Source organism: Pricia sp., assembly GCF_041745955.1.
In the GTDB taxonomy this organism is placed as follows: domain Bacteria; phylum Bacteroidota; class Bacteroidia; order Flavobacteriales; family Flavobacteriaceae; genus Pricia.
The window spans coordinates 1-2,495 of sequence record NZ_JBGTHY010000018.1 but is presented as its reverse complement, the minus strand read 5'-3'; the positions used below and the strand labels follow the sequence as shown (position 1 = coordinate 2,495).

General features: G+C 47.1%; 2 protein-coding genes. Both read left to right on the top strand.

What is annotated here, in order from left to right:
- Positions 1 to 1,294, top strand: a 1,294-nt coding sequence (gene dnaB / locus ACEW8S_RS00630) for a replicative DNA helicase (RefSeq protein ID WP_373516260.1), incomplete at its 5' end; no start/stop codon positions are given.
- Positions 1,295 to 1,434: 140 nt separating this feature from the next.
- Positions 1,435 to 2,495: asparagine synthetase B (locus ACEW8S_RS00625; RefSeq protein ID WP_373516259.1), on the top strand; the 1,061-nt coding region annotated here is incomplete at its 3' end.

Sequence of the window (2,495 nt, the reverse complement as noted above, 5' to 3'; positions counted from 1 at the left end):
TTCTTCCCAATTAAAGAAAGATGGGAAGCTGGAGTCCATTGGAGGGGATTTTTACCTTATAAAACTTACCCAAAAAGTAGCTTCTTCGGCACATATCGAGTTTCATGCGCGGATTATCCTACAAAAATATATTCAGCGCAGTCTCATCAAAATTTCCAACGAAATTATAGAGGAAGCTTACGATGACGCTACCGATGTTTTCGATTTGTTGGACAATGCGGAGGCCAAATTGTACGACGTTGCCCAGGGCAATCTAAAACGCTCCGCGGAAACGGCCCAGAACTTGGTAATCCAAGCTAAAAAGCGAATCGAGGAAATTGCGAACAAAGAGGGCCTTAGCGGCGTGCCCTCAGGTTTTGATAAAGTCGACAAACTGACCTCCGGTTGGCAACCTAGTGACCTGATTATTGTTGCTGCGCGGCCCGGTATGGGTAAAACGGCACTGACGCTTTCCATGGCCCGAAACATGGCCGTCAATCACAATATACCCGTGGCTTTCTTTTCTTGTGAAATGTCGTCGGTACAGTTGATAACCCGTCTGATTTCTTCAGAAACGGGATTATCCTCGGAGAAACTCCGGACCGGTAAATTGGAGAAACATGAATGGGAACAATTGAACGTCAAGGTCAAGTCCCTCGAAAAAGCACCCTTGTTCATCGATGACACCCCGTCGCTGTCGATATTCGATCTGCGTGCCAAATCAAGACGTTTGGCATCGCAGCATGATATCAAATTAATCATTATCGACTACTTGCAATTGATGACCGCCGGGGGAAGTCAAAAAGGGGGAAACCGTGAACAGGAAATCTCCACCATCTCACGAAACCTGAAAGCCCTCGCCAAAGAATTGAACGTACCCGTTATCGCACTGTCTCAACTTTCACGTGCCGTGGAGACCCGTGGAGGTAGTAAAAGACCCTTGCTATCCGACCTTCGGGAATCGGGTGCCATCGAGCAGGATGCCGATATCGTATCGTTCATCTACCGCCCCGAATACTACAAAATCGACGAGTGGGACGATGAAGAACGTTCCCCGACCCAAGGCCAAGCGGAGTTTATCGTTGCCAAACACCGTAATGGCGGTTTGGATAACATCCGTCTTAAATTCATCGGTCAACTCGGTAAATTCGATAATCTCGACGATTTCGATTCGCCTTTCGAATTCCAGTCCAAAATGAACGCCAACGAAGAGAATCCGTTCATCACCAAGAATCTTCCGAGTGCCGACCAAGCTTTTGGCAGTTCATTGAACGATGGGGTAGGGCCGGATGATGATAGTGATGTACCTTTTTAAAGTTCAAGCGCAAGTTCAAGTGTCCAGTTCAAAAAGTTCTACCGATGTACCATTCGCAATTGACAAAGCTTTAACGCCATCGGACAATCCGCAGCGGCTATTTGCGTTATCTTTGAGGATACTATCGTAAAATTCGGCCAATGCGCAATCGTTTTTTCTTTCTTCTCTTTCTTCTCTTTTCTTTTCCCGCTGTAGCGAGTTCCATCCTGATTCCCATGGATGCCGAGGGTCAACAAAATCACTTGAAAGCCTATGGAATTACCTATTGGGTATTAAGTAAACAGCAGAAAGTACAATGGGTGTTGAACTACCGTGGTGGCTCTTTTCTGTTGCCCGATGGCGAGGCGATACGAAAGGAATGCCAGATAAGGGGCGTGTCGTTCGAGATAGTGTCAGACGGCCAGGCGCAATCCATTCTCGAAAAAATCAGCAGTCCCTCCCAAAATCAGGATGCGGTAATTCTTGAAAAAGCTCCAAAAATAGCCGTTTATTCCCCGAAGGGAAATGCGCCATGGGACGATGCCGTGACCATGGTACTTACCTATGCCGAAATTCCCTATTTGACCGTTTACGACGAAGAGGTTCTTGGGGATAAACTGGCTCTCTATGATTGGCTACACCTGCACCATGAGGATTTTACCGGCCAATACGGTAAGTTTTACGGGGCCTATCGTGCGGCACCTTGGTATATAGAACAAAAAGAGGATGCCGAAACCTTGGCGTCAAAACTAGGCTTTGACAAAGTTTCGGACGAAAAAAGTGCGGTGGCCCAAAAAATCAGGAAATATGTCATCGGCGGCGGTTTTATGTTCGCCATGTGCTCCGCAACGGATAGCTTCGATATCGCCCTTGCCGCAGAGGGTACCGACATTTGCGAGCCGATGTTCGATGGCGACCCTTCCGATGCCAATTATCAGGCGAAGCTGGACTTCAAAAATACCTTTGCGTTCACAGATTTTACCTTGGAGCGAAATCCCCTTCAGTATGAATTTTCATCCATAGACATGACCACAAAACGAGGTAATGTGCCCAAGGAATCCGATTATTTTTCATTGATGGATTTTTCTGCCAAATGGGATGCCGTGCCCACCATGCTCTGTCAAAACCACACTGCCTTGGTAAAGGGCTTTATGGGGCAGACCACTGCTTTTGCGAGAGATGAGGTGAAACCAACGGTGTTGGTTTTGGGCGAAAATAAGAT